General features: G+C 68.0%; 24 protein-coding genes and 1 tRNA gene. 10 read left to right on the forward strand and 15 right to left on the reverse strand.

From position 1 onward, the window contains the following. Nucleotides 1–473: 473 nt before the first annotated feature. A complete protein-coding gene (locus HNR09_RS03015) occupies nt 474–857 on the reverse strand; it encodes an SdpI family protein (RefSeq protein WP_179540704.1) in 384 nt (127 codons plus the stop codon). A gap of 754 nt (nt 858–1,611) precedes the next feature. On the opposite strand from HNR09_RS03015, the gene HNR09_RS03020 reads away from it, so the two are divergent. Further along, complete coding sequence (locus HNR09_RS03020) at nt 1,612–2,277, forward strand: hypothetical protein (protein ID WP_179540705.1); 666 nt, start codon at nt 1,612–1,614, stop codon at nt 2,275–2,277. Nucleotides 2,278–2,836: 559 nt separating this feature from the next. Here HNR09_RS03020 and HNR09_RS03025 read toward each other — a convergent pair. From HNR09_RS03025 to HNR09_RS03035, 3 genes are all read right to left on the reverse strand, one after another. Continuing rightward, a complete protein-coding gene (locus tag HNR09_RS03025) occupies nt 2,837–3,070 on the reverse strand; it encodes a hypothetical protein (RefSeq protein ID WP_179540706.1) in 234 nt (77 codons plus the stop codon). An 18-nt stretch (nt 3,071–3,088) separates the two neighbouring features. Beyond that, nucleotides 3,089–3,400 (reverse strand): hypothetical protein, encoded by a 312-nt coding sequence (locus HNR09_RS03030; RefSeq protein ID WP_179540707.1) that lies wholly within the window; start codon nt 3,398–3,400, stop codon nt 3,089–3,091. Between the two features lie 522 nt (nt 3,401–3,922). Continuing rightward, nucleotides 3,923–4,381, reverse strand: a complete 459-nt coding sequence (locus HNR09_RS03035; RefSeq protein ID WP_179540708.1) for a DoxX family protein — start codon at nt 4,379–4,381, stop codon at nt 3,923–3,925. 147 nt (nt 4,382–4,528) lie between these two features. Here HNR09_RS03035 and HNR09_RS03040 point away from each other — a divergent pair, with 147 nt between their 5' ends. Both HNR09_RS03040 and HNR09_RS03045 read left to right on the forward strand, forming a co-directional pair. After that, the gene (locus tag HNR09_RS03040) at nt 4,529–5,020 is read left to right on the forward strand and encodes a MarR family transcriptional regulator (RefSeq protein WP_179540709.1); all 492 of its coding nucleotides are present in this window, start codon (nt 4,529–4,531) and stop codon (nt 5,018–5,020) included. A gap of 26 nt (nt 5,021–5,046) precedes the next feature. Then, the gene (locus tag HNR09_RS03045) at nt 5,047–5,877 is read left to right on the forward strand and encodes an SDR family oxidoreductase (RefSeq protein ID WP_179540710.1); all 831 of its coding nucleotides are present in this window, start codon (nt 5,047–5,049) and stop codon (nt 5,875–5,877) included. Between the two features lie 36 nt (nt 5,878–5,913). On the opposite strand, the gene HNR09_RS03050 is transcribed toward HNR09_RS03045, so the two are convergent. Then, nucleotides 5,914–6,612: a pentapeptide repeat-containing protein gene (locus HNR09_RS03050; RefSeq protein WP_179540711.1), complete on the reverse strand. Its 699-nt coding sequence runs from the start codon at nt 6,610–6,612 to the stop codon at nt 5,914–5,916. Nucleotides 6,613–6,751: 139 nt separating this feature from the next. Here HNR09_RS03050 and HNR09_RS03055 point away from each other — a divergent pair, with 139 nt between their 5' ends. Together HNR09_RS03055 and HNR09_RS03060 are read left to right on the forward strand one after the other, a co-directional pair. Then, nucleotides 6,752–7,189 carry an NUDIX domain-containing protein gene (locus HNR09_RS03055; protein ID WP_179540712.1) on the forward strand — a complete coding sequence of 146 codons (438 nt, stop codon included), beginning with the start codon at nt 6,752–6,754 and terminating at the stop codon, nt 7,187–7,189. A gap of 77 nt (nt 7,190–7,266) precedes the next feature. Beyond that, a complete protein-coding gene (locus tag HNR09_RS03060; protein ID WP_179540713.1) occupies nt 7,267–7,887 on the forward strand; it encodes a flavin reductase in 621 nt (206 codons plus the stop codon). On the opposite strand, the gene HNR09_RS03065 is transcribed toward HNR09_RS03060, so the two are convergent. The 4 genes from HNR09_RS03065 to HNR09_RS03080 all read right to left on the reverse strand — a co-directional run bounded on the left by HNR09_RS03065 (nt 7,878) and on the right by HNR09_RS03080 (nt 12,508). Further along, entirely contained in the window at nt 7,878–9,914 is a 2,037-nt protein-coding gene (locus tag HNR09_RS03065) for a glucose PTS transporter subunit IIA (protein WP_179540714.1), read from the reverse strand. The two genes, HNR09_RS03060 and HNR09_RS03065, sit on opposite strands and share 10 nt — an antisense overlap. Before the next feature lie 123 nt (nt 9,915–10,037). Continuing rightward, nucleotides 10,038–10,472, reverse strand: a complete 435-nt coding sequence (locus HNR09_RS03070; protein WP_179540715.1) for a hypothetical protein — start codon at nt 10,470–10,472, stop codon at nt 10,038–10,040. Nucleotides 10,473–10,591: 119 nt separating this feature from the next. Then, the gene (locus HNR09_RS03075; protein WP_179540716.1) at nt 10,592–11,578 is read right to left on the reverse strand and encodes an NAD(P)H-quinone oxidoreductase; all 987 of its coding nucleotides are present in this window, start codon (nt 11,576–11,578) and stop codon (nt 10,592–10,594) included. Nucleotides 11,579–11,674: 96 nt separating this feature from the next. Further along, nucleotides 11,675–12,508: a class I SAM-dependent methyltransferase gene (locus tag HNR09_RS03080; protein ID WP_179540717.1), complete on the reverse strand. Its 834-nt coding sequence runs from the start codon at nt 12,506–12,508 to the stop codon at nt 11,675–11,677. Between the two features lie 166 nt (nt 12,509–12,674). On the opposite strand from HNR09_RS03080, the gene HNR09_RS03085 reads away from it, so the two are divergent. Beyond that, nucleotides 12,675–12,762, forward strand: a tRNA-Ser gene (locus tag HNR09_RS03085). A gap of 333 nt (nt 12,763–13,095) precedes the next feature. Here HNR09_RS03085 and HNR09_RS03090 read toward each other — a convergent pair. After that, nucleotides 13,096–13,614 (reverse strand): hypothetical protein, encoded by a 519-nt coding sequence (locus tag HNR09_RS03090; protein WP_179540718.1) that lies wholly within the window; start codon nt 13,612–13,614, stop codon nt 13,096–13,098. A gap of 918 nt (nt 13,615–14,532) precedes the next feature. Between HNR09_RS03090 and HNR09_RS03095 the strand changes: the two genes are divergently transcribed. Further along, on the forward strand, nt 14,533–15,108 hold the full coding sequence (locus tag HNR09_RS03095; RefSeq protein WP_179540719.1) for an Ltp family lipoprotein: 576 nt from the start codon (nt 14,533–14,535) through the stop codon (nt 15,106–15,108). Between the two features lie 312 nt (nt 15,109–15,420). On the opposite strand, the gene HNR09_RS03100 is transcribed toward HNR09_RS03095, so the two are convergent. Then, nucleotides 15,421–15,972: an AAA family ATPase gene (locus HNR09_RS03100; RefSeq protein ID WP_179540720.1), complete on the reverse strand. Its 552-nt coding sequence runs from the start codon at nt 15,970–15,972 to the stop codon at nt 15,421–15,423. A 186-nt stretch (nt 15,973–16,158) separates the two neighbouring features. Here HNR09_RS03100 and HNR09_RS03105 point away from each other — a divergent pair, with 186 nt between their 5' ends. Beyond that, nucleotides 16,159–17,163 (forward strand): DUF4190 domain-containing protein, encoded by a 1,005-nt coding sequence (locus HNR09_RS03105; protein ID WP_179540721.1) that lies wholly within the window; start codon nt 16,159–16,161, stop codon nt 17,161–17,163. 39 nt (nt 17,164–17,202) lie between these two features. Here the strand turns inward: HNR09_RS03105 and HNR09_RS03110 are convergent, their stop codons facing one another. Both HNR09_RS03110 and HNR09_RS03115 read right to left on the reverse strand, forming a co-directional pair. Beyond that, complete coding sequence (locus tag HNR09_RS03110; protein WP_179540722.1) at nt 17,203–18,132, reverse strand: hypothetical protein; 930 nt, start codon at nt 18,130–18,132, stop codon at nt 17,203–17,205. Nucleotides 18,133–18,220: 88 nt separating this feature from the next. Continuing rightward, a complete protein-coding gene (locus HNR09_RS03115) occupies nt 18,221–19,438 on the reverse strand; it encodes an MFS transporter (protein ID WP_343047430.1) in 1,218 nt (405 codons plus the stop codon). 57 nt (nt 19,439–19,495) lie between these two features. Here HNR09_RS03115 and HNR09_RS03120 point away from each other — a divergent pair, with 57 nt between their 5' ends. Together HNR09_RS03120 and HNR09_RS03125 are read left to right on the forward strand one after the other, a co-directional pair. Continuing rightward, nucleotides 19,496–20,932 (forward strand): phosphomannomutase/phosphoglucomutase, encoded by a 1,437-nt coding sequence (locus HNR09_RS03120; protein WP_179540723.1) that lies wholly within the window; start codon nt 19,496–19,498, stop codon nt 20,930–20,932. A gap of 124 nt (nt 20,933–21,056) precedes the next feature. Then, nucleotides 21,057–22,589, forward strand: coding sequence for an OFA family MFS transporter (locus HNR09_RS03125; protein ID WP_179540724.1), 1,533 nt, complete (start codon nt 21,057–21,059; stop codon nt 22,587–22,589). A 134-nt stretch (nt 22,590–22,723) separates the two neighbouring features. Here HNR09_RS03125 and HNR09_RS03130 read toward each other — a convergent pair whose 3' ends face one another. Both HNR09_RS03130 and HNR09_RS03135 read right to left on the reverse strand, forming a co-directional pair. Beyond that, entirely contained in the window at nt 22,724–23,698 is a 975-nt protein-coding gene (locus HNR09_RS03130; RefSeq protein ID WP_179540725.1) for an alpha/beta hydrolase, read from the reverse strand. A 120-nt stretch (nt 23,699–23,818) separates the two neighbouring features. Further along, nucleotides 23,819–25,975, reverse strand: coding sequence for an iron ABC transporter permease (locus HNR09_RS03135; RefSeq protein ID WP_179540726.1), 2,157 nt, complete (start codon nt 25,973–25,975; stop codon nt 23,819–23,821). Nucleotides 25,976–25,981 lie beyond the last annotated feature (6 nt).

The raw sequence follows: 25,981 nt of genomic DNA on the forward strand, positions 1-25,981 counted from the left end.
CGTCTGGGGCTCCCGCCGGCGATTCTCACCGGGCCGGCATCTGAGCCAGGCAGTCGTGGATCACTGAACGATCTGGCTGGGCTGCATGACCGGCTGCCGTTGCCGGTGAGCGCCTCAGAGATCCAGGACTGGCTCCACCCTGAGAAGCCGGAGAAGGCTGGTGCTGCCTCGTTGGTGGAGACCGTGCGGGATGGATGGGGCCTTCGAGGTGGCGTCCACCTGGGAGGTCCATGAGGTCGGGCCTGAAGCGGGAGATGTGCGCAACAACTGCTCTGAGTTGTTGGAGCCTATCGGCTCCTCATCAGTGGGCTGAACACGCAGAGGACCTTCCCGATAGAACATCTCACCACCCCGGGTCAGGTTGCCCCACGGGCTCTCCTCGGAGCTCTCGACAGTGCCGTCATCGGCAGCGACTAACCGGTGAAAAGACTCGTCAGTCCTCGCAGCGCGTCAAGTGGAGGACGAAGGAGCAACTAATCGGCCGCGCCTGAAGAAGAGGGGGACTCCAGCTCCGCTAAACAATCCTGAGCTGCATTAGTCGCCTTGATCATTCCGCCGATCGTTCCGACGACAAGGAACCCGCAGGCTTGCAACGCGGCGACGTGCCCCAGGTATTCGTCATCTCCCAGCAGCTGGATCAGAAGCACTACTGTTGAACCCACGACAGCCAACAGCAGACAAGCACGCAACAAGGGCCAGGAAGCCCGGTGAGCTGCCTCCCAGGTATCATCGTTGGCCGCAATGACGCCGAAGCGATACCCAACGACTCCATTAGGTCCCATCTTCGCGGTGATTGTCGGATGCATCAAGATTCCCACGACAATCGGTATCAAGAACGCACTTATCCAGGCAATCATAATATCTCTCAGGTCAATCTGCTCGTCGGTCCACTTTCAGCATAGCTGCAACAAGACGCTTCTGACAGCAGGCGAACAACATCCCACATGCCACCCTAGAGAGCGCCGGCCCGGGCAGTCGCTCGTAGCGCACACAGTGGATCTGCCCACCCGAACCAACGCCGGACCCGAGGGAACGAAGAACCCCCGTGAGCATTACGCACACGGGGGGGGCTTCCGTGTCAGATGGTTCAGCTGGACGCGCATCAGGCCCCAGCGCCCGTGAAGCCGACCAGAACCGAGGCGCTGCCACACGTCGAGCAGCACAGGAACCTGTGGTCTAACGCCTGAGCATGGACGAGGATCTCGACATCGAGCGCAAACCCACCCCTTCACGCTCGAGGACGCAGAAACGCTCAGCACGACTTGATCCACTTCTGCCCAGCTGAAGCCCTCCCAGCATCAATATCATGTTCAGCCTGGGAGGATTTTCTGGGCGATCGCTAGACACGAACGGCTTGATTCTCCGCACTGTCGGGCCTGCGAATCCGTGACCCGCCGATATTGAGGCGCGTCCTTGACGGGGAACGAGGTCTGCTGAGAGCGTGGGATTGTTGGCCGATCGAACTAGCGAGGGATCGAATTGGAGAATCCAGCAACGACTCGATCGACGACAGCTTTCTAAGCAACGGCCAGACTGACGCTCAATCGCCGCCGCGCAGGTTATGTGAGGGCGCCCCTTCGACGAGTCTCAACTATTCATCGGAGGATTCCAGTGAAATATGCGTCAGCTATATGCGCCGTTCTATGTCTGGGCGCAACGCTTATTGCGCCCCCAGCGCACGCATCCTCTTCAGACGGTGCAGCTCTCGATGAAGCAGGAGAGCAGGAGCTGACTCAGTTCCTCAATGAGCACGACGTTCCCCAAGGGGATCAGGAGCACCTGCTCCAGAAGCTTGAAGAGGGGGAGCCGTGGGATTCACTCTCCGAGGGATCTGATCCTGTAGACGTCGACACGGTCACTATAGGCGAAGTTGAGCAAACGGTAGCGTACTACGAGGACGGATCAGTCTCCTCTACTACGGTCGACCCGCCTGAAGAAGACGCCGGAGAGACAGTGAACCCTCTCCTGGGCGGCTCCGTGAGCAACTGCAGCATCTCTGGAAAAACCGCGACTGGATGCTATGCGAGCCAAGACCACGGAGTCATCCAAAAAGGATCCCACTTCGACTCACATGACGGCCGGATTACTAGAGCTTATGGCACCCAGCACAGATTCATCGGGGGCGCGCTAAGCAACCACCGCCTCGACTGCATGGCCAGCAACCGGGTTCGCTACTCATCGGATGTCTCTGTCGCCTTCCAAGGCTTCCCCATTGGCTGGACAGCATGGATGGAAGTCTCCATCATCAATGGCCAGGCAGTCATAAAACACAACTAGTAAGGATTCGACAAAATGCAAGCAGCAACAGTAGCAAACACTGTAGTGATAATCCTTGTCATTGCACTCCTGTCGTACCTTGTCTATTGGCTATCCAAGCGAAAGCGACGCGGCTGAGGGGACACGCAACGGCCCTTCGTTCGATGTGATAGCAAGCCGTCGGCACAAGTCCCGGAGTCAGCTCGAGGCACCCGTCATCACGACAACCCTGACGCTCAAGTCGGCGCATCCCTGGACCCGGCTGACGTCGCGACGAATCCTGCAGAACGAAGAACCCTCGTGAGCCTCATGCTCACGGGGGTTCTTCTGTGTCTGAGGGCACTGTGTCGACGCGTCTCTGTAGCCTCGACGAACGGGCCTGATCAAGGTGGCTGCAGCTCAAGGAGGACCGTTCGGCACGGCCTCGTGAGGCCTCTCCCGAGAATCCCGGTCCATCGAATCCCCTCCGTCGACGATATCTGCCTCAACCTCCACCGTACCGGCAGACGTTTATCGACGCTCTGTCACAGAAGCCTCAACGAAGCCTCCCACTCCTGGAAGTCAGCCGTCAGAGGGTGATTCAGAAGGACCACCCAGGCTTCTCCTTCAAGCTGTCGAGACGCTGTTCGGCCAGCGCCAGAGCGACGTCGACTTCTGAGAGCTTGTGCTCATCATCGCGGACGCGGGCGAACAGGCGCTGCATCACAGGCCTCTCAGCCTCCCGCTTGCCCAACTCACCGAGCTCCTGGATCTCCAGCTGCGCACCGTGCAGCTTATTCTCGATGTGCGTGGAGCGGAGGCGCAGGTCACGCACCAGCTGTTCTTTCCATACCTAGCGGCACTGCCGATCGAGCGAAGTCTTCCCGGAGGTCGAGTCGTGCAGTTCACAGGTCTCCACATCGCAGGGAAGGCCTGTAGTTCTGGACCCTTCGGAGACCGGCTGGTCGACGGGGATGTGGGTCAGCAGGTCTGCGGGGCTGATCTCGAGTACATAGGCGATGGCGGTGGGGGCATCGACAGTGGCGACCGTCAGCCGGTCCTCGATGCCGCGCAGATCATCGACGTCGAGATCGTAGCCGCTGTGGTGCAGGACGTAGGTGAGCTCGTCACGTGTGAGCCCACGCGGTTCGCGGTAGTGGCGCACTGCGTCGGAGACAGCGTGCGACGTTGCCGGGACATCGGCCTCGGTGTGGTCGAGAGGCAGCGGCTTACCGACGATGGTAGGACATCATGAGCTCTGTGAGACCCCCTGGAGACATGGGGTAATAAGCCGAGGCACTCGGGGTGCGGGAGGGAAGCATCGACATCGACTCTGAGATGAGCAGACCGGGGTTCGGACGTTGTTGGAGAATTCTTGCGGACGAGAAGGAGTGTGTCCGCCCGGCGCGACGGACGACGAGTGGTGACAGTCATCGAGTGAGGATGTGAGGATGCCTCGAGCGTGGGGCAAGGCGAGCTGGACAGCCTCGCTCGACAGGAGGGCAGGACCACATTCTCCTTACCCTCACGGACGGGGGTTGCGGGGCATGTCTCTGGACAGACCTCTGAGATGACTCCGAAGAACAGACGAAACCCCCGGTCAGAGCGATTCTGACCGGGGGTTTCGTCGTATGAGGAGACTGCCGCAGTGACCTGGCACCGCGCGAGTCACCCGACACTCAGCGCCTCAGGCGCGCACCTTCGCCCGGCGCCGCCGCGCCGGGGCGATCAGCCGATCCAGGCTGAAACGGCCCGCCCCGGTGGCCGCCAGGATGATCAGCCCGGCGAAGAGCGCCAAGACGAGCTCATAGCCGCCCTCGCTGACGAAGAGTCCCGCCGGCGCGTGCACCAGGAACAGGGCCACGAGCATGGACACGGCGTTGATGAGGGCCACGATCGGAGTGAGCAGCCCGAGGATCAGCAGCACCCCGCCGACCAGCTCGGCACCGGTGACGATCACCGCGCTCGCCGAGGGCACCGGGACGCCCATGCCTTCGAAGGAGGCCGCCGTCCCGGCGACGGTCCATTCGTCGAACTTCTGCCAGCCGTGAGCGACGAGGATGACTCCCAGCGCCACCCGGGCGATCAGCAGTGCCAGGTCGGTCAGCGCCGGAGCAGCGGCGGCAGGGTTGAGCAGAGTACGCATGGAGAGGGAGACCTTTCGACGAGAGGGGCGGCCTGTGTGAGGCTGAGGGCTGCGACCCGGGGTCCGAGCACAGCATTTTTATTGTCGCTACAACCACCATAAGGCAGGACAGTTGTCCCTTCAACTCTTCCGGGAGAGAATCAACCTGTGGACGCACAGTGGTTGGACAAGAGACAGCTGGCCGCTTGGGTGCGGCTGACCGCCGTGCTTGAGCTGCTCCCCGGTGTGCTGGACTCCCAGCTGCGCCGCGAGGCCGGCCTGACCCATTTCGAGTACTACGTACTGGCCGTGCTCTCCGAGACGGAGGAGCAGTCCCTGCAGATGACCACCCTGGCGGCACGGACCAATGCCACCCTCCCCCGACTCTCCCACGTGATCCGCCGGCTCGAGGACCGCGGCCTGGTGGAACGCCGACGGAGTCCAGACGACGCACGCGCCACCTGCGCCCGGCTCACCGAGCTCGGCTGGGCGAAGGTCCAGGACTCCGCGCCCGGACACGTCGCCACTGTGCGGCACCATGTGATCGACGCGCTGACCGACGAGCAGATCGACCAGCTGGGCGAGATCACCGAGGCCATGCTCGAGCGCCTCGACCCGGAAGGCCGGCTCATCCCGGTCTACCGCCGTCACGACTCCTGAACCGACTCCAGACCTACTATGGGCTCATGACCCACAGCCCTACCTCCCTGTCCCGTGATCCGATGCCGCTGCGCGGACGAAAGATGCTGGTCACCGGGGTGAGCCGCCGTGACGGCATCGGGCACGCGATCGCCTGCCGGCTGGCCGCCTATGGCGCTGATGTCTTCTGCCACCACCATCGCGCCCATGACGCCGCCCAGCCCTATGGCGCCGACGACCTCGACGCCGTCATGGCCAGCATCGCTGCGCATCTGACACCCGGTGCACGTCTCGAGGAGCTGGGTGCCGATCTCACCGAGACCGGCGCGCCGGAGCGGGTGATCGACGCCGCCGTCGAGACCTTCGGTGGTCTAGACGGACTGGTGTGCAACCAGGCGCTCAGCGGCGGCGACGGCGCGCTCGGCGAGCTGACGGAACAGATGCTGGACCGGCATTGGGCCGTGGACGCGCGTGCCTCGATCCTCCTCGCCCAGCGATTCTTGCACCATCACACACCGGGCGACGACGCCTCGATCGTCTTCATGACCTCCGGCCAGGGCGAGGGGCCGATGCCCGGCGAGATCGCCTATGCGGCGGCGAAGGCCGCCCTGGCGGGGATCACCGCCACGATCGCGGACGAGGTCGCCGAGACCGGAATCCGGGTGAACACGGTGAACCCCGGCCCGGTGGACACCGGCTACATGACCCCGGAGACGTGGGAGCGGGTGGCCTCGATGTTCCCTCGTGGGCGGTTCGGGCGTCCGGATGACCCGGCGCGGCTCATCGCCTGGCTGATGACCCCGGAGGCGGAATGGATCACCGGTCAGATCCTCAGCTCCGAGGGCGGGTTCGCCCGTGGGAGGCCACGCGAGGGCTGAGCCCCGGCGCCCCTGCCTGTCCGTCGGTCCTGCACGTCAGTCCTGCACGTCCAGACCCAGGTGCTCCGCGAACGCGGGGGCAAGGTCCATGAGCTGCTCAGGGCTGATCGTCGTGCCGCGAAGTCCGGCGAGACCGACGATCCGGGACACCCTTGCCCCGCGCAGATCCACGTGCTGCAGATCCGCACCGGTGAGGTCCAGGGTGCCGATGCCGCAGTCCCGCACCTGCATCCGGCGCACCTTCGCCGCGCCGAGATCCAGCTCGGTGAGCGTGCAGCCATCCAGGACGACGTCGGTCAGCGAGGCGCTGCGCAGGTTCACCAGGTCCAGCTTGGAATCGGCGATCCGCAGCTCGGAGATCCCGGCGTCGTGGAGCTCGGCCACCCCGACCCGGCTGCCGAGGATCTCCACCGCACGCCAGGTGGACCGGGCCGCCGCCAGGTGCGGGCTGGTGAGCCGGACCAGCCGCGACTCCGCCACAGTGGCGCCGGTCAGCGCCACGTCCTGCAGCTCGACGTCCAGGAGCTCGCACTCCACGAGGCGTGCCCCGGTGAGGTCCTCCCCGGTGAGCGTCTGCTCTGTGAACCGCAGCCCTTCGGCATGCTGGCTGACCACCAGCTCGCGAAGCTCGCCGGGGAGCAGATCCGCCGGGGCACGGAGATCGAGCCGGGGCGGGTGCGGCACCGGGACTGTTCTAGGCGAGGCGCGTCGAGGAGTGCGGCGGGAGGTCGGCATGAGCCGAGGCTATCGGTCTGCCCTGACAGGCCCAGGAAGACCAGCCCAGAAGCACCGGGCCGGGAGCACCCGGCTCGCCGTCCGCGCATATCCCCCGCGCCTGACCACCTGTGCCGCCCCGGTGGTAGAGTCCGGGACCGTGGACCTGAGAGTGGGCGTGTACGCCGTGATCACCGACGACGAGGGCCGCATGCTGCTGCCGCACTGGCGCGACGAGGGCATCGGCACCGGCTGGACGCTGCCCGGCGGCGGCATGGAGCCCGGAGAGCATCCGGCCGACACCGCGGTGCGCGAGGTGCTCGAGGAGACCGGATACGACGTCGAACTGGACGATCTGCTCGGTGTGGACAGCGTCGTCATTCCCGGGAACAGGCGGAAGGCCGAGCATCACGGCACGCCCCTGCAGGCGCTGCGGATCATCTACCGGGCGCGCATCACCGGAGGCTCCCTGCGGGTGGAGCAGGGCGGCTCCACCGACGACGTCGCGTGGTTCCGCCCCGAGGAGATCGACCGGCTCGACCGGGTCTCCCTGGTCGACGTCGCCCGCCGCCAGGCCGGGCTGCTCGCCTCCGTCTGAGCGGTGACGCCCAGCTCGCCGCCCGCGGCTGCACTGCCGCGGCGGGGCTGCCACCACTGGGTGCTACGCTCGCGCCTGTGCGCCCTTCACACTTCTACGAGCCGACCACCGGCCACGGCCTGCCCCATGACCCCTTCAATGCGATCGTGGGGCCGCGACCCATCGGCTGGGTGTCCACCCAGTCGCCGGATGGGCGGCTCAATCTGGCCCCGTACAGCTTCTTCAACGCGTTCAACTACACTCCGCCGCTGATCGGGTTCTCCAGCATCGGGCACAAGGACAGCGTCGCCAACATCGAGGCCACCGGTGAGTTCTGCTGGAACCTCGTCACCGCGGAGCTGGGCGAGCAGATGAACCAGACCTCCGCCGCCGTCAGCGCCGAGATCGATGAGTTCGAGCTCGCCGGCCTCACTCCGGAGGACTCGCGCGTGGTCGGGGTCCCGCACGTGGGCCAGGCTCAGGTGGTCTTCGAATGCCGCCGCACCCAGACCCTGCGCCTGACCGACGCCGACGGGCAACCCACTCCGGCGCGGATGGTCTTCGGCGAGGTCGTCGGGATCCACATCGAAGAGCGCCTGCTCGAGGACGGCGTCTACCAGACGGCGGCCGCTGACCCGCTGCTGCGCGGCGGCGGCCCGGCGGACTACTTCAGGATCCGCCAGGAGGACCGGCTGCGGATGCGCCGGCCTCAGGTGTGAACGTCCTCGGACCGCTCTCCCGGGTGCTCCTGCGCTGCGCCGTCGGGGTCCTCCTTCTCTCCGGTGATGACGGTCATCACCAGCTCACCGGGCTCGACCTCGGTCACCTCGGCCGGCGTCACCGAGGCGAACTCCTCGGCGTTGGTCACCACGACGGCCGTGACGGCGTCGAATCCGACCCCGTGCACCAGCTCCAGGTCCACATCCACCAGCGGCTGGCTGACCTCCACCCGGTCCCCGCGACGTACCGCGGGGGTGAACCCCTCGCCCTTCAGGGACGGGGTGTGGCTGCCGCAGTGGACCAGCACGTCGATGCCGTCGTCGGTGCGGATGCCGTAGGCGTAGCCTCCTGCGGGGGCGGCGATGACCATACCCGAGACCGGCGCCACGACATGGCCGTTGACCGGCCTGATCGCCACTCCTGCGCCCATCGTGCCCGAGGCGAAGAGTTCGTCCTCCATGGCGTCCAGCGGCAGCAGACGTCCTGGCATGGGAGCCAGGATCTCCACGGCCGAGGGCGGGGCGGCGCGCGAGCTCCGGTCCGCTGACGACGGGGCCGAGGGTGCCACCGACATCATCGTCGAGGTGGTCGTCGGCTCCGGGTCCGGCTCGGCGTCGGGGTCCTCGTCCGGATCCTCCCGGTCCACCAGCAGCACGGTGGGGAGGAAGCCGATGAGCAGCGCCACGCCCAGCCCGATCACCAGCAGCACCACCGAGCCGTGGGCCGCCATCGCCGGCACCCCGGCCAGCGCCGGCGGCACGGCCTGGTCAGCGGCGGCACCTGAGGAAGCGGTCAGCGCGCCGCCCACCGCTCCTCCGAGCATCCCGGACAGGAAGGGCTTCTTCAGCGGCAGGGTGACCCCGTAGATCATGGGCTCGGAGATCCCACCCACCAGCCCGGCCACGGATGACGCGCCGGCGATCTTCCGACGGGCCGCCGAACGGGTGCGCAGCAGCACCGCGATCGCGGCCCCGGCCTGGGCCACCACTGCGGCGGCGATGACCGCCGGCAGCGTCGCCGTCGTCGGAACCCCGGAGGTCCCCTCGCCGACGGACTCTGCGATGGCGCCCACCATGCCCCACTGCAGCCCGAGGATGGTCAACACATGCCACAGTCCCCCCAGCACCGCACCCGCCAGCCAGGGCGCGGAGCCCAGGGCGCCTTCGACGGCGGCCACCAGGCCTTCCCCGGCGATGACGACGGTGGGCCCCAGCAGCACCAGCGCGGCGAAGACCACCACCAGCAGCGTGACGAGCGGGGTGCCGACGCTGCGCAGCGAGGCCGGCAGCATCCGGTCCAGGGTTCGCTCCACCCACCCCTGGGCCAGCACGATCAGCAGAATCGGGATCACCGAGGCCGCGAAGACCATGATCGGGAACGGCACCCCCAGCAGGGAGCCCGTGGGTCCCGTCGTCGTCGACTGGGTCTCACCGAGGTCCAGGAGCGAGGGGTAGACCAGTGCCGCGGCCACTGCCATGGCGGTGAAGGGCTGAGCGCCGAACCGCCGGGCGGCGGTGACGGCCAGGAAGAGCGGCAGAAAGAGGAAGATCCCCTCCGAGACCGCGTGCAGCACGGTGAAGGTGCCGGCGTCGGGGTCCAGCCAGCCGAGCTGGCCGAGCACCACCACTGCGGTCTTGAGCAGACCGGCGGCGGCCAGCGGCCAGATCACCGGAGCGAAGACGGCGGACAGCATGGCGATGGTGCGGCCGCCCAGTCCGCGCACGGAGAACACCGCAGTGGAGAACTCCAGTTCCGGGGCCGAGCCGACCGAACGGCGGGTCAGCAGCTCCAGCTCCTGGTGGACGAGGTCGGTCCCCTCTCCGGTGACCACGTGCAGCTCACCGTGGGCCTTGACGACGGTGACCACCCCGGGCAGCGCCTTGAGCGTCTCGGTGCGGACAGCGGCTGGGTCGCGCAGCACCAGCCGCAGCCGGGCGGCGCAGTGCGCGGTAGAGGTGACATTGTCGGCGCCACCGACACCATTGAGGATGTCCTCGGCGAGAGCTCGGTGGTCGGTGGTGCTCATCCGGTCAAGCTCCTTGGCGTCCTGTGCAGCATGCCCGCCGGAAGGGCGTTCTGTCTCCGGCTCGGTGAGTATAGGTCAGCGCCGAGACGATCACCAGACACAGATCATCCCGTCCGGACCACCTCAGCGGATGCGTTCCAACGCGGCTTCGGCGTCCTGCAGGCTGGACAGCACCCTGTCGGCGCGACGCCGCACGGCGACGACCTCCGCACTGCCCAGCCGCACCATGGCAGCAGCCTCGGCAGTGGTGGCCATATGGTTGGCGGCCTTGGAGAGCTGGGAATGCAGCTCGGAAGCGCGTCCGGGGATGTCCATCCCCTCCCCGGGGAAGAGCCGGTGAGCATGGGTGCAGAGATCCTGGACGCTGGGGAGCTGTTCGGCGAGCTCGTCGCCGATGGCGACCAGGTGGTTGTGCACGGCGTCGTCCTCGACGCCTTCGATCACCTGGTGGTAGCGGTCCAGGCCGCGGGCGAACCGGTCCCGGGCCTGTCGCCAGAGACCGCGCCCCAGGTCCTTGTCCAGGCGGCGGTCACGGCGATGACGCGCAAAGAGCTTCATGCATCCCTCCACCTGTGTGCTGGGCCGGCTGCGCACCGGTGACCCTGTTCGGCTGACTCTGCTCGACGAGAAGCAAGTCTACCCACGTCAGTCGACCAGGACGTCGGCGGCGGTGCGGCTTATGGGCGCAGCAGCACCTTGCCGGTGTGGGCCCCGCTGTCGAAGTACTCGTGGGCGGCGGTGGCATCCTCCAGGGCGAAGACCCGGTCCGTCTGCACGGTGATCCCACCGTCCTCGATCACCGGCCAGACCTCCTCCCCCACCCCGGCGATGATCCGAGCCTTGGTCTCGGCGTCACGCGAGCGCAGCGTGGTCGCGATGATCCGCAGACGGCGAGCCAGCATGAGCCCCAGGTCGATCTCGGCCCTCCTGCCGCCCTGCAGCCCGATCACCACCAGCCGACCCCCGGAGGCCAGACTCTTCAGGTTCGCCTCCAGATATTTGGCCCCGACGACGTCGAGGATCGCCTCCACCCCGCGGCCCCCGGTGATCTCCTCCACCCGGGCGCGGACGTCCTCCTGCCGGTAGTCGATCACGTGGTCCGCCCCGAGGCTGCGCGCCACCTCGGCCTTCTCCGGGCTGCCCACCGTGGTGAGCGTGGTGGCGCCGAGAGCGCGCAGGAACTGCAGCGCGAAGGTGCCGATCCCGCCGGTGCCCCCGTGGACGAGCACCGTGTCCCCGGGACCTGCCGCCGCCTCGCCGCGCAGGTTGGAGTGCACGGTGGCGGCGACCTCGATCAGCCCGGCCGCGTCGACGACGTCGACCCCCTTCGGCACCGGCAGCACATGCCGAGCGTCGACGACGACCCGCTCCGCGTACCCTCCGCCGGCCAGCAGCGCGACGACTTCTACGCCCACCAGCTCCTGCACGGCCGCAGGGCTGCCCAGCCCTGCGGCGACCACGCGCCCCGAGACCTCCAGACCAGGGATGGGCGAGGCTCCGGCCGGCGGCGGGTAGACGCCATTGCGCTGCATGACATCCGCCCGGTTGAGCCCGGAGGCGGCCACTTCGATGAGCACCTCCCCAGCGGAGGGGACGGGATCCGCCGCCTCGGTGATGCGGATGACTTCCGGGCCGCCTGCTGCGGTGAACTCGACTGCTCGCATGCTGCTCCTCCTGCTCTGGGACGTCTCATCGTGGTCCGCTGGCCACATCTGACGGGATCTGGGCGGGGACACGCCGGCGCGGACCCCGAGATACCGTCATTCGTGGCCAGCCGATGCGTGGGGGTCTAGCTGCTGGGAGTCGGCTGCTGGAATGCGGGCCGCCCAGAGGGTCCACCGGTCCGCCTCGATGACCGGGCCTGCGGGCAGGTTGTCCCGCACCACAGACACCAGGCGGGCGAGCTCGGCGTCGTCGAGCTCATGCAGGATGCTGCGCCCGGTGCGGGCGGCCAGGTCAGCGATCAGCGCCTCCCGGTCCGCATGCTCAGCACGGACCTCCCAGACCGTGCTGGTCTCGACCTGCGCGCCGGAGTTCTGCAGCGCCTGGCGCAGTGCGACGGCCTCGGGCCGCCGAGCCGCCTCCACCTCGAGCAGGCGCGGAAACTCCTGGAAGAACCAGCCGCGCAGGTGGCGCGCCCCACCGGGGAGGTCGACGTCGGGAGGCTGGGACACGTCGTCGAGGGTGCGGTCCTGGATGATGAGCCTGCCGCCAGAGCGCAGCAGCCGCCGCGCCTCCCGGGTGAAGGCCTGCAGGTCCTGCAGGTGGTGGACCAGGGCGCGGGCGAAGACGACGTCGGCGCTGGCGTCCGGCAGCCCCGTCGCCAGCGCGTCGCCCTGCTGGAAACGGATCCGCGGGTCGTCACCGTGGTCCTCGCCCGCACTGGTCAGGATAGGAGCACTGGCATCGACCCCGATCACGCTGTCCGCCCCGAGGTCCCGCCAAGCTCGGCTGTAGATCCCTCCGCCGCAGCCGATGTCCACGACGTCGGCACCGCGGGGATCCACCAACCCACGCACGTGCTCCGCCCAGCTGGGATGTGCTCGGCGGCCGGAATAGGTGCGGGCGTTCTGCTCTGCGGTGAAGTCGATCATGGGCGATCCTCTCTCCGCGGCTCCGATCCCTCGGTGCCTGCTCAGGGTGCCCGACTCGATGGCGGCGCACCGTCTCCCGTATAGTCTGAGCCTAGGTTTTCACATCGGTGGGCGGCCACCGGCGACGCCCGCCCGGCTGGGTGGTCCACCGATGTGTCATCGACCTGGAGCGCTGTCCGAGCGGCCGAAGGAGCCGGTCTTGAAAACCGGTGTGCGGCAACCCCGCACCGTGGGTTCGAATCCCACGCGCTCCGCCGATGGACCCCCGGAATCAAGCCGATCCGGGGGTCGCTGTTTTCACATCGCAACTGAACGGCTGAGAATCGCACCTGGCGACGCCTACAGTCGTGCCGTAGCGCGCATCCAGGAGCGGAAGAATAAGGTGGGATCGAGCTGGCGCGTCGTTTGGTATGACCGCGCCAAACGCCAGCCACCCGTGACGATGCGAAGAAAGTCCTCGCCCATCAGTGAAGGGGTGCGGGCCAGGTCCCCTATGGCACAGTTTCACCAGGCCATGACAGTCACGGTCGGGATCAGTATTTTCGCTCCCGGCCGGGCTCGGCGGCGGGCAGCCGGCGCCGAATCATCTAGCCTCGCGCGAACTGCTCTACCACTCGTTCGGCAAAAGTGAACACGTAGTCCAGCTCCCTCAGCTCCTCGCTTGTCGTACGGAGCCCTGCATCTCGTGCAAACAACGCGAGCTCCTCCCAGTCGTGCTCCTCGTCCAGGACCGTACCGTCCGGGAGGGCATCTGGGGCAGTAGTAGTTCTAACCTCCTGCGCGATGACGTCGAGAGTTAGCCCCGAGGTAGGATTCGCCTCGCGTCCGCCACCTGGGGCATACCGAGTCGCTGACAGGGTGAAGCCGAGGTCACGGAGCTTCACCGCCCGTCCGTCATCCAATGTGCAGTACTCCGTAACCGCGAAGTGCCCTGACGGATCTCCAACTGCAGGGAGATGGAAGAAGTCGCAGTGCGCCCCTAGCTCAACGATTCGCGCGCTGCCGTCGAGGACCGGATCGTCGGGCTCCACGTTCTCAGCAACGCGGAGCGATTCAGGCAACGGCGAGAACTCGGGCCTGTCAGAGCCTTCTTGCTGACGTGTCACGACCTGCCTCCTCAACTACCTTAGACAGCGCGATAACACTGCCGATCTACATTCACGCTTTCAGTCTGCCCGGCCGGGTCAATAATCCAGGTCAGGTCGACATCCGTGAGGGCACGGTGCCCGACAGTCCTTCCATGGGCGCAGTCCACCCGGGCGTTGACGTGATTGCCACGACCAGTTCCGGGCGTCGTCCGGTCAGCATTGGACGCAACAGTCTGCCACGCACATCCTGCGCTTCCGCAGACCACCGCTGGAAGGTAGATAATGACGTCCGCCTGGTCAGGTCATGTGCCGCCCACATCTCGCCAATAACCATGGACGGAAACGTTCTTCACCCCAGTGAAGTAGGAGTGGTGTGGATGATCGTTCCCTTGCTTGTAGCCGCAACCGCCCGCCCAGATGGTTGAGGGCTCGGTCATAGGCTATGTAGCCGCGTCATCTGGGACGTCGTCGACAGTTCCAAAGTGTGGGTCCTCGCCAACGACGTCCGTTGCGGCGTCGAAGGTCTCGTCCTCCGTCCTGACCTGAGGACCATAGGACTTTTCCTCGAAGCCATCGTCGTTCCGATCCCCCCCCCCTGACACCAGCTCTTCCTCAGTGAGCTGCGAAGAATCGTCCTCTGCGGCTGCCACGGCAGGCGACGCCCCTGACGCGAGTATCACCAGTACGGCCAAGCCGGCGGGCAGGCTGCGCCCGAGAGCGCGAGCTCGAGGCTGAACGTGCCGCAGCCCCAAAATCAGCCCTCGACAGCGGCATCCCGGCGACCCGGCTCGCCAAGGAGATTGGCATCGACTGGGTCACCCTGTACCTCGGACTCCATATTGCCTTAGCAAAACCACAATGAAGGCTGAGAGTACCCTGAAAGTGTGACAACGCGGACATTCCGCAAGAACGCCCACACCGATGAGATGAGGGGCCATGCATAAGAAGCTCTCCGCCATTTCCATTGCCGCACTACTCGGACTATCACTGTCCGCTTGCGTCGATGGTATTGAGGCCGATGACGCGGATATCAGCGCAGAGGAGGTGGGAGAGGAGCCCGAAGCGTCAACCGCGGACGACGCGGACAACGCTCCCGATGCCCAAGAAGCCGAGGCGGAAGAAGCTGAGCAGGAACGCGAGCGGGAAGCCGAGGAGGCAGAGGCGGATGAAGCTGAGCGCGAGGCTGAGGAAGAGGCTGCAGTCGAAGACGAGCCCGCGAATGAAGAAACCCCTGGCCAGCGCAACGCGAGGCAGTCGGCGGAATCGTACCTGAACTACACGGCATTCTCCCGCCAGGGACTCATCGAGCAGTTGGAGTTCGAGGAATTCAGTACGGAAGATGCCGAGTATGCAGTCGACCATGTCGAGGTTGACTGGAATGAGCAGGCTGTGAAGTCAGCGGAGTCCTACCTCGAGTACACCTCGTTCTCGCTTCAGGGCCTCATCGACCAGCTGGAGTTCGAGGGCTTCACACCCGAACAGGCCCAACACGGAGCAAACGAAGCCTACTGAGCGGCATCGTGAAGCGACAGTGACGACCTGTAGAGAATCGCACCTCAGGTGCGTTCAGGGGGCGACACTGAAGAATCGACGCGTTTGCAACGGGACACGCCGGAATTGTTCGAAGCCACCTCACTGGGATGAGACGGATTGCGAAAAGGCAGCCTTCGGGCGTATCCACAGGTTCGAATCCCACGCGCTCCGTCCTTCTGCAGGCCCTTGACCAGGAGTTTCTGGTCGAGGGCCTGCACTGTGTCAGCGGGGAGCGCCGATTCGGCGACGCGAGACCAGCGAGACAGAGGTCCTCACTGTGTCTCCCGTGTCTCACTGTGTCTCCCGTGTCGCGGCGCGCAGTCGCGCGAGGCTCCCCTCGACATCGCCGGGGACGCACCGCACGCAGATCGTCTGGGGCCGCCGCGACACCATGTCGCACATCGCCTCGTGGAGGCCTCCCACTGCCGTCGCTCCAGGACCCGACTGCAGCATCTGTGCGGCCTGGTGGTTCGGGTCCCGAGACTGAGAACGGGCTGCAAACTGCGCGGCCGCCTGCTCTGCGGAGCTCATCAGGCAGACCTCCTGGAAGCGAGCGCCTCCACGGCGCGCGACGGCGCCCAGCTCATCGATGAACGGCGCGCGCTGGAGGAACTGCGGAACGATGACGTCGTGTCCCGCTGACACGTGGATCTCGCACATAGCCAGGGCGAGCTGCCGAGCTGCCAGCCCGGCCGCCGTCGGAGCTTCCTGCCAGTCCGTCAGGAAGCCACGGATGGTGTCGACATCCAGCACCAGGGTCATCGCCCGGTCCTGAGCCAGAAGTCGGGCCAGAGTCGATTTTCCGCTGGCCGGGGCTCCGTTGATCAGCATCACCGTGGGCATAGGGCCATTGAACCCCGGGGCGCGGGACACGGCAATCCTGCAGATCATCGGCAGAGCGGCGGACGCATGCGCTTGGCTCAGGTGCACCACTGTCTCCCGGGAGGAAGCCGACCATCCCGAGCGCCTCAAACTGACAGACTGGTGTCCCAGCAGCCGGACGAGCCGGCCCGGACCCAGGAGGAGACGATGTCAGACGCACCGCATGATCCGCGCCGATCCGGCGAACCCGAGGAGTTCGGCTCAGGCCCGCATCACCCGAGCCCGCAGGAGCCCGCGCCGCGCGGGCCCTCCCCCTACGAGGCTGGTCCGCCCAGCTCCTCCGCCCATGACCGCCATGCCGGCCACGGCGAGCAGCCCCACTACCCTGCCCCGCATGATCCGCATGCGGGCTGGGGTCAGCAGGCCGCACCCAACGGACCTGGATACGGAGCCCAGCCCGGATACGGAGCTCAGCCCGGCTACGGAGCACAGCCCGGAGGAGCACAGCCCGGAGGAGCACCGAACCAGCCCAACTGGGGCGGCGCCTACGGCCCGCCGCCGCCTCAACCCACCGGGATGGGCATCACGGCACTGGTCGTCGGCATCATCGCGCTGCTGCTGAGCTTCATCCCCCTGGTCGGTCTGGTCAGCCTCCTGCTCGGCCCCGTGGCGGTCATCCTCGGCATCATCGCAGTCGTCCGGCGCCACGGACGCGGAGCAGGCATCGCCGGGATCATCACCGGTGGGCTGGGCACAGTCGTCGCGATCGCCGCACTGGCGCTCGCCGGGCTGGCCTTCAACAGCTTCATGGACGAGGTGGACCGCACGCAGGAGGAGATCGAGCAGCCAGCGGAGGAAGACGCCCTCGACCCAGCGGAGGCTCCGACCGACGACGACGCGGAGGACACGGAGGACGGCCCCGAGGGCGGCGCGGACGGCGACGCCGACGAGACCTCACAGGAGGACCTCGACGACGCCGTCCAGGAGTGGGAGGAGCGGATTGAGGACGGTGACTTCAGCGAAGTCTCAGAGGAAGACGTCAACGACGCCATCCAGGAGTGGGAACAGAGGATGCAGGACGGCGACGCCGACGATTGGCAGGAGCTCGCCGAACAGTGGGAGGGCGAGCTCGACGAAGAGGAGCTGCAGCGGATCCAGGAGGAGCTCGGGCACCAGTTCGAGGACCTCCCCGAGCAGCTGCCCGGCGGCTGAGGGCAGGCGCCCTCACGCAGGACCCTCAGGGCCGACGGATCAGGCCTGGTCCTTGAACACCACCAGGAACTTGTGGGCCTCGTCCTCCGTGAGCGGAGAGTGGTCGGCCAGCAGGGTGGCGGCCTCGTCCACATGGTCGTCGCGCAGCAGCGCGTAGAGCTGATCGTGGACCCAGGGCTCGAGGTCCTCATGGGAGAGAGTGATCTTCTCCTCCCCCCGCTGGACCTCCAGGTGGAAGCCGGCGAGCTCCTGATCCTGCTCCGCCCAGTCCTCGGGGATGGTCAGCTCGTCCTCCAGGGAGAACCCAGACTCCGCGAGGAGCCGGCGGGCCTTCTCATCGACCTCATCGTGACCGGAGGAGCCCGCCGTCGAATCCGGCCCGCCCTCGCCGGCCGCGTCGGCGGAGCCGGCAGACCCGGCTGTGCGGGATCGGCCACCAGGGATGTCCGGCACGTCCTCTCGGTTCTCGCCGATGATCTCTCCGGTCTCCGGGTCGGCCTCGGCGATCGGGCGCCCTTCCCGGTCAGAGTCGGCATCCGCCCGCACGCCGTCGATGACGTCCTCGACGTACTCGCCCTCGTCAGCGCTGGGCGCCGAGGCGGCCGGCGCCGTCCCGGCCTCCGGCCCGGCCCCTGCCGGGTCACCGCCGAGCTCATCCTCGAGCTGCAGCTCCGAGGGAGGCTTCTGCGGAAAACGGTGCAGGGCCTGGACAGCGATGAGGCAGTCCTTCACCGGAGCCCCGGTGGCATGCTTGAACAGCGCCAGGGCCCGCTGTCCATCGTCTGCGGCGATGGCCCGATACACTTCTCGGTGCTGATCATCGGTCAGCAGTTTCGCCGCCATCCGGGCGTTCTCCGGTGTGACGGCTTCCTCGATCCGCTTGTTCAGGCGCTGCCCCTGGCGCTGAAGGAGCAGCCGGACCCCGAAGAACAGCAGGACGGCCAATGCGATAGCTGCGAGAAACTCCACACCGCCAGTCTAGGTCAGTCAGCTGGGCGGTGTCTGCGAGGTCACGTCAGCGGAGATCAACGCCTCGGGGAGCCACCCCGGCGCGGTCTCAGTTCCGCGGCAGCACCAGCGCCGCCGCCGTCGTCGCCGCGGCCACCAGCACCAGCACCATCCCGACCGTGCCTGGCCAGCCGAACAGGTGCAGGAACGTGCCTCCGAGGAACCCGAACACCGAGGAGCCGGCGTAGTAGCCCAGGTTGTACAACGACGCCGACTGCGCGCGTCCCGCCACCGCGGAGGACCCTGCCCAGCCCGCCGCCACCGCATGGGCGGCGAAGAACCCTGCGGTGAGCACCACCATCCCGAGGATCACCACCGGCAGACTGGGCACCAGGGTCAGCAGCACCCCGGCGGCCATCACCAGGTTCCCGCCCAGCAGCACCGGCCGCCGGGAGAACCTTGCGGCCAGGCGCCCGGCCCGCGGTGAGGACCACGTGCCGGCCAGGTAGGCCAGGAACACGAAGGCTGCCAGCCAGATCGGCAGCTGGAACGGCGGCCCGGCCAGCTGGAAGCCCAGATAGTTGTACATCGCCACGAAGCCGCCCATGGTGAGGAAGCCCTGCAGATAGACCACCCACAGCGCCGGCGAGCGCAGATTGCCGGTCAACGCGGCCACCGCCTCGAGGACCCGGGTGCGCCGGGGTGTGAAGCGCACCGCCGAGGGTGCAAGCCGCAGGAACAGCAGCACACACGCCACGGCGAGGATCGTGACGCTGAGCATGCCGACCCGCCACCCCAGCTGCTCGCCGATCGGGGCGGCCACCAGCCGGCCGCTCAGCCCACCCACCGTGGTGCCGGAGATGTAGGTGCCCGCAGCCACGGCGGCCGCCCGCGGATGGACCTCCTCGCTGAGGTAGGCCACGGCGAGCGCCGGGACCCCACCCAGCATGACCCCTTCGACGAAGCGCACCACCAACGTCCAGGAGAAGTCCGGCACGACGACGGCGACCAGCGCACACAGGCAGGCCAGGCTGATGGCCCACAGCATGGCCGGCCTCCGCCCGTGGGCGTCGCCGATGTAGGACCAGGGGATCACGCCCAGAGCGAGCCCGAAGGTGGCCGCGGAGATCATCAGTGCCGCCTGATCGGCGGTGACGTGCTGATCAGCGGAGATCACCGGCAGCAGCCCCTGCGGGGAGTAGAGCTGGGCGAAGGTGGCCACTCCGAGGAAGAACAGGGCGGCCAGCAGCCGGCGGTACGCCGCGGTGCCCGGCTCATGCCCGCCGTGGCCGGATCCCGGTGAGCGGGCGTCGTCGTCGGCTCTCACTCAGCTCACCCTACGCCCGGACTCCTGACCAGTGCCGCCGGTGCCACGTGTGTGAAGATGCTGGCTTACCATGAACCGGTGAGCATCGATCTTTCCGCCTCCTTCAAGGCTTATGACGTCCGCGGTCTCGTCGGCGAGACCATCACCGAAGACTCCGTGCGGGCGGTGGGCGCCGCCTTCGTGGACGTGCTGAACCTGGCGGGCCGCCGGGTTCTGGTGGGTGGGGACATGCGCCCCTCCTCCGAGGACTTTTCCGCGGCCTTCAGCGAGGGAGCGCGCGCCCGGGGAGCCGACGTCGTCCAGCTGGGGCTGATCTCCACCGACATGCTCTACTTCGCCTCCGGGACCCTGCAGGCCCCCGGCGTGGTCTTCACCGCCTCGCACAACCCGGCCGGCTACAACGGGATGAAGATGTCGCGGGCCGGGGCGGTGCCGCTCTCGGCGGACACCGGCCTCACCGAGATCCGCGACGCCGCCCAGGCCCTGCTCGACGCCGCCGGTGAAGACGGCGTCGTCATCCCCGCCGCCGAGCACACCGGAACGGTGGAGCAGGCCGACCAGCTGCACGCCTATGCGGCGTACCTGCGCTCGCTGGTGGACCTCTCCAGCATCCGGCCGCTGAAGGTCGTGGTCGACGCCGCCAACGGGATGGCCGGACTCACCACCCCGGCGGTGTTGGGCGACTCGTTCCTGGATGCCCTTCCGCTTGAGATCGTGCCGCTGTACTTCGAGCTGGACGGCACCTTCCCCAACCACCCGGCGAACCCGCTGGAGTCGGAGAACCTGCGTGACCTGCAGGCCGCGGTGGTGGAGCACGGCGCGGACATCGGGCTGGCCTTCGACGGCGACGCCGACCGGTGCTTCGTGATCGACGAGAGCGGCGAGCCGGTCTCCCCGTCAGCGGTGACCGCCTTGGTGGCCCGCCGGGAAATCGCCCGCGCCCGGGCCGAGGGTGAACAGACCCCTGTCATCATCCACAACCTCATCACCTCCCGGGCGGTGCCCGAGCTGGTGGAGGCCGAGGCCGGCCGAGCGGTGGAGACCCGTGTGGGGCACTCCTTCATCAAGGCCGTGATGGCCCAGGAGCAGGCCGTCTTCGGCGGAGAGCACTCCGCCCACTACTACTTCCGAGACTTCTTCAACGCCGACACCGGAATGCTCGCTGCCATGCATGTGCTCGCCGCCCTGGGGCGCCAGGAGCTGCCGCTCTCCGAGCTGGCCGCCGAGTACAGTCCCTACTACGCCTCCGGGGAGATCAACTCCGAGGTGGAGGACAAGCGGGCCGCCGCCGAACGGGTGCAGCACGCCTTCGCCGAGCGGGACACCGTCGTCTCCCACGTGGACGGCCTGACGGTCCGCGCCGGGGACGGCACCTGGTGGTTCAATCTGCGTCCCTCCAACACGGAGCCGTTCCTGCGGTTCAACGGCGAGGCGCACAGCGCAGCCAGGATGGAGTCCGTCCGCGACGAGGTGTTGGAGATCGTGCGCGGCTGAGCGTTCCGCCGCGGAGAAGTGTCAGGTCTCACCATGCGAATCACCTCTTGACAGGCCTGAGAGCACCCGGCCTACTATCACCCCGGTTCAGCTGTGACTTGCCGCACTTCGATCGGGAGGCCCCATGTCCGTCACCGTCGCCGAGCGCTCCGCATCCCTGCAGCGCATCACCGCAGGTCCTGGATTCAACCGCTGGCTGATCCCCCCGGCCGCATTGGCGATCCACCTGTGCATCGGCCAGGCCTACGCCACCAGCGTGTACAAGACCTCCCTGGTGGCGCATTTCGAGACCAGCCTGACGGCCGTCGGGGTGATCTTCTCCCTCGCGATCGTGATGCTGGGCCTCTCCGCGGCGATCTTCGGCACCTGGGTGGACCGCAACGGGCCTCGCCGAGCGATGATCGCCGCGGCCGTGTGCTGGGCGACGGGGTTCTTCGTCGGGGCGGCCGGGATCTTCACCTCGCAGCTGTGGCTGGTCTACCTGGGCTACGGGGTGATCGGTGGCATCGGGCTCGGCATCGGCTACATCTCACCGGTCTCCACCCTGATGAAATGGTTCCCCGATCGGCCGGGGCTGGCCACCGGAATGGCCATCATGGGCTTCGGCGGCGGCGCGATGATCGCCAGCCCTCTCTCCTCCACCGCTCTGGGCCTCTATGACCCGGACTTCGACCCGGCCACCGGCATCTACTCCGGAGCCGCCGTCGGCGGACTGTTCCTCACCCTGGGCGCGGTATACCTGGTGGTCATGCTCTTCGGCGCCTGGTTGGTGCGCGTGCCCGCGCCAGGTTGGACCCCCGAGGGCTACGATCCCTCGCAGGAGAAGAGGAAGGCGCTGGTGACCAGCGGGCATGTGAGCGCCGACCGGGCGCTGCGCACCCCGCAGTTCTGGCTGCTGTGGATCATCCTCTTCTGCAACGTGACCGCCGGCATCGGCATCCTGGAGCAGGCGGCACCGATGATCCAGGACTTCTTCCGGAGCGACGGCAGCACGGCGATCGCCGGCGCCGCGGCAGCCGGGTTCGTGGGTTTCCTCAGCCTGACCAACATGGCCGGACGCTTCGTGTGGTCCTCCACCTCCGACCTCGTGGGGCGCAAGAACATCTACATGCTCTACCTGGGCGGCGGACTGGTGCTCTACACGCTGCTGGCCGTCCAGGGGCCGACGTCGGTGGTCCTGTTCATCATCCTGGCCGGGATCATCCTCAGCTTCTACGGCGGCGGGTTCGCCACCATCCCTGCCTATCTGCGCGATCTCTTCGGCACCCTCGAGGTCGGGGCGATCCACGGTCGCCTGCTAACCGCCTGGTCCTGCGCAGGGGTCATGGGCCCGCTGATCATCAACGGGTTCCTCGACGCCCGCGGCGAGCCAGGCAACCTCACCGCCGCAGACTATCGGCCCGCCCTTTTCACCATGGTGGGGCTGCTGGTGATCGGCCTGATCGCCAACGTCCTGGTCCGCGCGGTGGATGAGAAGCACCACGTCAGCACCGGGACACCCGCCGCCACGGCGACGTCGGCGACTTCCTCCGTCCCGGAGGTGGAACCGGCGGGCACTCCACGCGTGCCGGTCTGGCTGGCGTGGGCCGTGGTGTCGCTTCCCTTGGCGTACGGGGTGCTGCAGACGCTGAGCAACGCACTGGGACTCTTCGCCTGACCTACCCCCGGGGGGACCCTCAGAGCCGGACCACCTCCGTGGGTTCCCTCAGGAATCGTGAGCGCCATCGACATTCGCAGGGCCTGGAGATCGTCCGCGGCTGAACGTGCCCCACTCCGGCTCAGTCCCAGTCGTCAGCCGCGGGACAGCAGCCCCTGGCGATCCAACCACTCGAACCAGAGATCCAGCCAGGCGTCCACCGGAGTGCCGGTGGCCCGGGCGCCGAAGCCGTGCAGCGCCCCGGGGTAGATGTGCCCCTCCACCGACGCCCCAGCGGTGCGCCAGGTGCTGATCAGCTCCAGCACATGGGCGGCGCAGAGCGGGTCGTGCACATCCACCACGGTGAACAGGTCCGGCAGGTGCCCAGCGACCTCGGCCGGCGGTCCGGGCAGCCTGCCCCCGTAGATGCAGGCCAGCGACGCGGGCCGGTTCGATCGGTCTGCGGCGCTGACGGCGGCGGAGACGGCGTAGGCGCCGGCGGAGAAGCCGATCGCCGAGACCCGTGCCGGGTCGAGCCCCCACTGCCCTGCACGGTCACGGATCAGGGCGAGGCCCGTCTCGACGTCATCCACGGCCAGCCGCTGGTGCCCGCCGCGGGTGTCGACGACGTCGTGATCCTCGCGCGGGGTGAAGGCATTCGCCAGGTGTCGCCCGAAGTCCTCGATGGTCTCCCCGGTGTGCCCGAGCCGGTACTTCAGCACGAAGGCCGCCACGCCGCGCTCGCGCAGCAGGTGCGCGACGTCGGCCCCTTCACTGTCCATGGAGAGCTTCAGGAAGGCCCCGCCGGGGGCGATGAGCACCGCCGCGCCGGTGGCCGTCCCCGGGTCCGGAAGGAACGGGATCAGCGTGGGGTGGGTGACGTTGCGCAGCCGGAATCCGCCGTCGGTGCGGCGCAGGGCCTGTTCCTGGTCCGGGACGTCGCCGGTGGGCCGCAGCGGGATCTCCGGGCCGCTCGCGCCCAGCGCGCTGGGGGCGGCAAGGGTGAAGGCTGCGGCGAACTCCGCGGCGAGGTCCTCCAGGCTCGGTGCGGCAGACGCGGGTGTGGGATCCGTGGGTGCGGGATCCGTGGCGGTTCCTCCTGCGGTCCGGTCTCTCGGCTGATCAGGCACGGGTCTCCCCCACGTCGTCGGAGCTGGCATCGGGTGGTCGCCTTTGACCCTATCCCACCGCAGGTGACGCGCATCACCCTGCAGGAGCCCTCCTCGGAGGGCTCCTGCAGGGCCGACCGCTCAGGCGCGGGCGGGGGTGGTCGCGCGCGTGGTCTTCGCGGTGGACCGCCGGAGCAGCCACAGCAGGTAGGGAGGGCCGATGACGGCGACCACCAGGCCGGCGGGCAGCTGATCCGGGGCGATGATCGTGCGTCCGAAGGTGTCGGAGAGCGAGACCAGGGCTGCGCCGAGCATCGCCGAGATCGGCAGGAACCAGCGGTGCTCGCGGCCCACCAGCATCCGCGCCAGGTGCGGGGCGGCCAGGCCCACGAAGCTGATCACACCGACGGCGATCACCGCCACCGCCGCCAGCAGCACCGCGATGATCAGCGCGACGCCCCTGACCACCGGCAGCGCGACGCCGAGGATCCGTGGGGTGATGTCATCGATGCCGACCAGGTCCAGCTCGCGGCGCAGCACCAGCAGCACCGGTACGGCGGCCAGCAGCACCACGAGCATCGGCCCCAGGTCGCGCCAGGCGGTGCCGAAGGTCGAGCCGCCGAGCCAGGAGATCGCCATCGCCTGGTTGTGGGGATGAGCGGTGGAGATCAGCAGCTGGGTGATCGCCTGGGCGGCGGTCATCACGCCGATGCCCACCAGCACCACCTTCTCCGGGGAGCTGGTGCGCGAACTGGCCAGGACGAAGACGATCAGCCCTGCCAGGATCGCGCCTGCCGCCGCCCCGGCGGACATCGTCCAGGCGGATCCGGAGGGAAGCACGATCAGCGCGATCACCGCCCCCGCACCGCCGGAGGCCGCCACGCCCAGGATGCCAGGTTCGGCCAGCGGGTTGCGGGTCACCGTCTGCACCAGCCCGCCGGCCACCGCGAGCACCGCGCCGGCCAACAGCGCGGCGGCGACCCGGGGCGCCCGGAAGTCCAGGGCGATCTCGATCGCCCGCGGCGCCTGTCCCTGCAGCCACAGCGTGAGGTCCCCCGCGCGCAGCCACCAGTCACCCAGCAGCATCCCGGCGGCCGCCAGCACCAGAAGCAGCGCCCCGACGACGACCGCAACCATGACACGGCGGGAGAGGCGCACCCCGCTGGGCAGCCCCAGCGCCGCGATCTCCTGACTGCCGCCGCCGCTGCGCATCCGCAGGGCGATCACCACCAGGAACACCGCTCCGATCAACGAGGTCACCACCCCGGTGGGGATGCCGACCGCCAGGTTCAGGTCCCTGAAGCCGAAGACTCCGCCCAGGAAAATCCCTCGGACCCCGACGTCGGCACCGATCACGATGAGCGCCCCGAGCAGCCCCGAGCCCGCCATGGCCCAGCCGAAGCGGCCGAATCGGATCACCCGGGTGGAGAGCAGCCGGATGATCGCCGGGGCGCAGAGCCCCACGAAGCCCAGCGGCCCGACCATGGTGACCGCTGAGGAGGCCAGGACCACCGAGCAGACCAGCAGCCCGGCGCGGACAAGACCGACGTTGACGCCCATCGACTGCGCGGTGTCGCTGCCCAGGGAGAGCACGTCGGTGGCACGGGCCAGCAGCACCAGCACCACCAGGGCTGCGAGCACCACCGGCAGCAGCCCGACCACTCCGCTGATCCCGGAGAGGTTCAGGGTTCCCGCGCCCCAGAGGAACAGCCCTTGGGTGGACTGGGCATGGATCATCAGAAGTGCGGAGGTCACCGAGGCCAACCCCATGGCGACCACGGTCCCGGCCAGCACCAGACGGATCGGCGCCGACTCGGAGAATCCGGTGAGCGCCAGCACCAGGCCGGCGGCCGCGAACCCTCCGAGGAAGGCCAGCGCCGCGGAGCTCAGCAGCGGCAGGGACAGTCCGAAGGCCGCCGCCGCCGTGAGCGCCAGATGCGCCCCGGCGTTGACCGCCAGAGTGTCCGGGGAGGCGAGCGGATTGCGCGTCATGGCCTGCAGCGCGCAACCCGCGATGCCCAACACGACACCCACCACCAGGCCCCCGATCAGCCGCGGCAGCCGGGAGTCGAGGGCGATGGCGGAGAGCTGGGCGTCCTCCCCGGTGAGGACGGCGGACAGCAGATCCCGGGCGGAGACCCCGGAGGTGCCCTGGGTGACATGCACGGCGCTGAGCACCACCAGGGTCCCCAGCCCCACCACGAGGGTGAGCACGACCAGGAGATGGGCCCTGGCCGGGGTGGTGCGCTCCACGGCTGCGCTGGTGCGCACCGTCAGGGCGTCTGTCTGCTGTGTCATATGCCG

The sequence above is a fragment of the Nesterenkonia xinjiangensis genome, from assembly GCF_013410745.1.
Lineage (GTDB): Bacteria > Actinomycetota > Actinomycetes > Actinomycetales > Micrococcaceae > Nesterenkonia > Nesterenkonia xinjiangensis.

Coding starts and splice junctions, on each gene's coding strand:
- HNR09_RS03070 (WP_179540715.1), bottom strand. CDS start 10,472: ATGAAGCTCTTTGCGCGTCATCGCCGTGACCGCCGCCTGGACAAGGAC.
- HNR09_RS03050 (WP_179540711.1), bottom strand. CDS start 6,612: ATGCCGACCTCCCGCCGCACTCCTCGACGCGCCTCGCCTAGAACAGTC.
- HNR09_RS03125 (WP_179540724.1), top strand. CDS start 21,057: ATGTCCGTCACCGTCGCCGAGCGCTCCGCATCCCTGCAGCGCATCACC.
- HNR09_RS03035 (WP_179540708.1), bottom strand. CDS start 4,381: ATGCGTACTCTGCTCAACCCTGCCGCCGCTGCTCCGGCGCTGACCGAC.
- HNR09_RS03095 (WP_179540719.1), top strand. CDS start 14,533: ATGCATAAGAAGCTCTCCGCCATTTCCATTGCCGCACTACTCGGACTA.
- HNR09_RS03080 (WP_179540717.1), bottom strand. CDS start 12,508: ATGATCGACTTCACCGCAGAGCAGAACGCCCGCACCTATTCCGGCCGC.
- HNR09_RS03065 (WP_179540714.1), bottom strand. CDS start 9,914: ATGAGCACCACCGACCACCGAGCTCTCGCCGAGGACATCCTCAATGGT.
- HNR09_RS03045 (WP_179540710.1), top strand. CDS start 5,047: ATGACCCACAGCCCTACCTCCCTGTCCCGTGATCCGATGCCGCTGCGC.
- HNR09_RS03075 (WP_179540716.1), bottom strand. CDS start 11,578: ATGCGAGCAGTCGAGTTCACCGCAGCAGGCGGCCCGGAAGTCATCCGC.
- HNR09_RS03135 (WP_179540726.1), bottom strand. CDS start 25,975: ATGACACAGCAGACAGACGCCCTGACGGTGCGCACCAGCGCAGCCGTG.
- HNR09_RS03015 (WP_179540704.1), bottom strand. CDS start 857: ATGATTGCCTGGATAAGTGCGTTCTTGATACCGATTGTCGTGGGAATC.
- HNR09_RS03120 (WP_179540723.1), top strand. CDS start 19,496: ATGCTGGCTTACCATGAACCGGTGAGCATCGATCTTTCCGCCTCCTTC.
- HNR09_RS03105 (WP_179540721.1), top strand. CDS start 16,159: ATGTCAGACGCACCGCATGATCCGCGCCGATCCGGCGAACCCGAGGAG.
- HNR09_RS03100 (WP_179540720.1), bottom strand. CDS start 15,972: ATGCCCACGGTGATGCTGATCAACGGAGCCCCGGCCAGCGGAAAATCG.